Source organism: Streptomyces sp. SPB074, assembly GCF_000154905.1.
Lineage (GTDB): Bacteria > Actinomycetota > Actinomycetes > Streptomycetales > Streptomycetaceae > Streptomyces.
In genome coordinates, this window is sequence record NZ_GG770539.1 from 4,143,183 (window position 1) to 4,147,907 (window position 4,725).

Here is a 4,725-nt window from a genome sequence, read left to right on the forward strand (position 1 = left end):
GGCGGGCGGCTGACGGGGGCTGTGGGCGCGGGGGCCCGGGTGCGGCGGGGGGCTGACGGGACCGGGCGTGGCGGGCGCCCGGCGGCGTCCGTACGGGCGGGTGTCCCGGCGCTCGCGGACCGGCTCCCTACAGCTCGAAGAGGTCCAGCGCCTGGTCCATGTTGCGGCGGGCGAGGGCCTGGCGCTCGGGGTCCAGGGCCGGGTCGGAGCCGCGGATCGCGGACTGCTCCAGGTACCACTCGACGCGCCACACCCGCAGCCAGGCGAGCGCCCAGCGTTCGGCGGCGAGGCCCGCGCGGCGGTCGAGCGTGGTGGCGGGGCCGCCCTGGTCCACGTACTTCTCCAGGAACGCGCGCGCCTCGCGCGGGCGGGGGCGGTCGAGGGCGTCGCCCCAGGAGACGAGGTCGAGGAGGACGGGCCCGACGTAGGAGCGCGCGAAGTCGATGAGGCGGACGCCCTTCGGGCCCACGTGCACGCCGTTGCCCGCGATCTCCGTGTGCACCCAGCCGAAGGGCTCCTGGTCGGCGCCCGCGCAGCGTTCCTCGGAGACCTTGCGCACCTTGTCGAGGTCGTCGCCGAGCCTGCCCGCCGCGCTGGTCCAGCGGCCCGTCTCCTGGAGCCGGTCCAGGTGCCAGCGCGCCCGGTCGGGGAGCGTGATCATCGTGTACTCGGAGAGCGAGGGGCTGCCGGGCGGCGAGGGCGCCCGGTGCAGCACGTGGAGCAGGGCCAGCACCTCGTCCTCGGTCGCGGCCCGTTCCGGCTCGCCGAGGTCCTCCATGAGGAGCGTCATGTGCTTCGCGCGCACCTCGCCGGAGTACAGCGTCGCGACGGGCACCCCGGCGGCCTGGAACACCCGGTGCGTCGCCGCCTCGTGCGCGAGCGGCGCGTGCCCGTACTTGTGCACGAGCGTCAGGCCGTCGGCGAAGGCCAGCCGCTCGATCCCGCCGTGCGTCCAGGAACGCAGCGTCTCGCGCCGGGGCTCCGGGTCGAGCCCGAGCCGGTCGAGGTGTTCCGCGAGCACCGTATTCAGGAGGGCGAAGTCGAGCACGGGACGTCCCGGGGGGAGGCGGTACGGGGTACGGACCGGCACATCGTGGCCCAGGTGCCCGTACCGCCCCAAGCCCACGACCGATCACGACAGTCAACGACCAGGTGAGACCACCAAGTGACGGTCTCCGCCTGGGAACGACCGCGAGGCGGCGGCCTGTGATCAGCCTGCCGCGCGCAGCACCGCAGCCACGATCGGGCCCGCCACGTCGCCGCCGTGCCCGCCCTGCTCCGCGTAGGCGGCGGCCGTGACCTCGCCCCGGTAGCCGGCGAACCAGCTGTTGGACTGCGCCTGCCCGTCCACCTCGGCCGAACCGGTCTTCGCGCCGATGTCCGGGCCGAGCCCGCTCATCGCGGCGGCCCCCGTGCCGCTCGTCGCGGTGACGTTCATCATCTGCCGCAGTTGCGCGGCCGTGCCCGCGCTCAGCCCGGCGGCCGTGGCCAGCGGCCGCTTGTCGAACGAGGCGGGGACGAGGACCGGCTGGCGGAAGGCGCCGGTGCGGATCGTCGCGACGACGGAGGCGAGGTTGAGCGGGTTGAGCTGCACCTTGCCCTGCCCGATGAGCGAGACGCCCTTGTCGTCGCCCTCGGCGACCGGGACCGTCCCGTCCGCCGAGGCGATGCCCGTCTTCCAGTTGTCGCGCCCGAGGCCGAACTTCTCGCTCGCCTCGGCGCCGAGGTCGCCGGGGCCGAGCCGGGGCGCGAAGGACACGAAGGACGTGTTGCAGGAGATCGCGAAGGCCCGCGTGAGCGTCGCGCCCGGGTCGGCCTTCATGCCCGTCAGGTTGTGCACGGTCTGCCCGCCCGACAGCGCCGTGTCCGGACACGGCGCGGGCCCGTCCGCCCGGGTCAGGCCCTTGTCTATGAGCAGCGAGGCCGTGATCATCTTCATCGTGGAGCCCGGCGCGACGGTCCCCTGGAACGCGGCGTTGAACTGGTCTCCGCGGTGGTTGGCGACGGCCAGGACCTCACCCGTGCCCGCCCGCTCGACCACCACGGAGGCGTTGGAGTACCGCGCCACCGCCTTCTCCGCCGCGGCCTGCGCCCCCGCGCTGAGCGTCGTCGGGACCCGGCCCGGCTTGCCCTGCTCCAGCGTGAGCAGCGTCGTGTCCGGCGCGTCGTCGGGGTGCCGGATCATCAGCTCGACGGCCCCGGAACCGCCCGCCTGCTCCCCGTACCGCTCCCTGAGCTGGGCGAGGATTGGCCCGAGCGAGGGGTACGCCGCGACGTCGAGCACCTTGCCGTCGCGGTCGGTCAGCTCGACCGGCGGCGCGTCGGCGTCGCCGGACACGAGCAGGTCGCCGTCGCGCATCTTCGGGTGCACGAGCGACGGCGCCCACTTGACGACCGGTCGGCCCGTCGTCTCCGAGCGGACGACGCTGAGCCGCGTGTCGTAGGAGAGCGTCTTGCCGCGCACGGTGAGCTTCACGCGGTAGGGCAGCCCGGTGTCCGTCGCGGTGCCGGGCGTCAGCGCCACCTTCGTGACGTGCGCCTTGTCCCGTACGCCCTGGAGCGCGACCCCGGCGGGGGCGGACTGGCTGGTCAGGGCCGCGGCGGCGGTGACACGCCCCGCGCCCCAGGCGCGGAGGAACTTCTCGCCCGTCTCCCGCACGTCCCGCGCCGTCAGCGGCGTGTCGAGGCGTTTGGCGACCGCCTCGGCCGAGTTCTCGTTCGCCGTGCCCGAGGTGACGGCGTGCACGAGGTTGTACGCCCCGTACCCGCCCCCGCCGATCAGCGCGACGAGCGCCCCCGACACCAGCGAAACCTTCACCCCGGCGCGCATGACAGCACTTCCCCTCCCCGCATGTGGTCGTCGGGAGCTTATGGGGCGGGCGGCGCTTGTGGAGATCCCGTTACGGGATTGCGACGATCACGCGACCGGGGGTGATCTCCGGGCGCGTCAGATCCAGGAGTTGAGCCACATCCGGTCGTGCCAGGACCCGTACGGGATGGCCTGGCCGGTGTAGATCGGCCAGAAGTACACGAAGTTCCACGCGATGAGGAGGAAGAGCACCCCCGCCGCCGTCGCCCCGGCCGTCCTGCGCCGCTCCGAGGCGCCCGCCGGGCCGAGCAGCGCACCGGCCAGCATGGTCAGCGCGAGGCACAGGAAGGGCACGAAGACGACCGCGTAGAAGTAGAAGATCGTGCGTTCCTGGTAGTGGAGCCACGGCAGCCAGCCGACCGCCACGGCGCCGAGGAGCGCGCCCGCGCGCCAGTCGCGGCGGAAGACCCAGCGCCACAGCACGTAGACGAGCGCGGCGCACGCCGCCCACCACAGCGCGGGCGTGCCGAGCGCGAGGACCTCGCGCGCGCAGTCGCCGGTGGTGCCGCTCGGGCAGCCGTCGCTGCCGGGGGGCGGCGACTCGTAGAAGTAGGAGACGGGGCGGCCGTCGACCATCCAGCTCCACGCGTTGGACTGGTAGCGGTGGCCGTCGGTGAGGCCCACGTGGAACTTGTAGACCTCGTGCTCGTAGTGCCACAGGCTGCGCAGCCAGTCGGGCAGCCAGGTGTAGTGGCCGCCCTGACCGGCCGTCCGCGCCCAGTCCCGCAGGTAGCCGCCCCTGCCGTTGTCGGGCGAGGCGATCCACGCCGTCCAGGAGGCGAGGTAGACGGCGAGGGCGACGGGGACGACGGCGACGAACGCGACCGGCGAGTCCCGCCTCACCATGGCCGGCCACGCCCGCCCGGTCCGCGCCCCGGCGACCTTGCGCGCGCCGACGTCCCACAGCACCGTCATGACGCCGAAGGCGGCGAGCACGAAGAGGCCGTTCCACTTCGTCCCGAAGGCGAGGCCGAGGCAGATCCCGGCGGCCCAGCGCCAGGGCCGCCAGCCGAGGAACGCGGTCGCCGCGACCCCGGCGTCCGCCCGTACGACCCCGTCGGCGTCCACCGGGAGCTTCGCCAGGAGCAGCGCGCGGGAGCGGTCCCGGTCCAGGAGCAGGCAGCCGAAGGCCGCGAGCACGAAGAACATCAGCACCAGGTCGAGCAGCGCCGTGCGGCTCATCACGAGGTGCAGCCCGTCGATCGTGAGCAGCGCGCCCGCGAAGCAGCCGAGGAACGTCGAGCGGAACATGCGCCGCCCGATCCGGCACAGCATCCACACGGACGCCGTGCCGAGCACGGCCGTCATGAAGCGCCAGCCGAAGGGCGTGAGGCCGAAGAGCCACTCCCCGATCCCGATGACGTACTTCCCGACCGGCGGGTGCACGACATAGGCGGCCTGCGTCGGGATGTCCACCGAGGACGGGTCGGCCAGGATCTGCTTGTTCGCCGCGTCGCCCCAGCTCACCTCGTAGCCGCGGTGGATGAGCGCCCAGGCGTCCTTCGCGTAGTACGTCTCGTCGAATATCACCGCCTTCGGCGAGCCGAGGTGCCAGAAGCGGGTGATGCCGGCGACGAGCGTGATCAGCAGCGGGCCGAGCCAGCTCGCGGAGCGCACGAGGAAGGCGGAGAGCCGGTACGGCAGACCGATCGCCGTCCACAGCCCCGGGTCGGCCGGGCCCGTCCACGGCGGGGCGAGCCGTTCGGCGACGCCCGCCTCGCGGCGCCCGGGGACGTAGCCGAAGCGGCGCAGGCGCCGCTGCCAGGGGGGCGGGGCCTGGGGATCGGCGGCCTGCCCCTGGCTCGCCTCGGTCGAGGACGCGGTACTGGTCACCGGGTCATCGTAGGGAACGCGGC

Annotated in this window: 3 protein-coding genes; all 3 read right to left on the reverse strand. The window is 73.9% G+C overall.

The window, feature by feature from the left end:
- Positions 1 to 127: 127 nt before the first annotated feature.
- The 3 genes from SSBG_RS17240 to SSBG_RS17250 all read right to left on the reverse strand — a co-directional run bounded on the left by SSBG_RS17240 (position 128) and on the right by SSBG_RS17250 (position 4,702).
- Positions 128 to 1,048: a phosphotransferase gene (locus SSBG_RS17240; protein ID WP_008747378.1), complete on the reverse strand. Its 921-nt coding sequence runs from the start codon at positions 1,046 to 1,048 to the stop codon at positions 128 to 130.
- Positions 1,049 to 1,210: 162 nt separating this feature from the next.
- Positions 1,211 to 2,830, reverse strand: a complete 1,620-nt coding sequence (locus tag SSBG_RS17245) for a penicillin-binding transpeptidase domain-containing protein (protein WP_008747379.1) — start codon at positions 2,828 to 2,830, stop codon at positions 1,211 to 1,213.
- Between the two features lie 117 nt (positions 2,831 to 2,947).
- Positions 2,948 to 4,702, reverse strand: a complete 1,755-nt coding sequence (locus SSBG_RS17250) for a dolichyl-phosphate-mannose--protein mannosyltransferase (protein ID WP_008747380.1) — start codon at positions 4,700 to 4,702, stop codon at positions 2,948 to 2,950.
- Positions 4,703 to 4,725 lie beyond the last annotated feature (23 nt).

What these genes read in the sequence shown, in the direction of transcription:
- SSBG_RS17245 (WP_008747379.1), bottom strand. Translation starts at nt 2,830, where the DNA reads ATGCGCGCCGGGGTGAAGGTTTCGCTGGTGTCGGGGGCGCTCGTCGCG.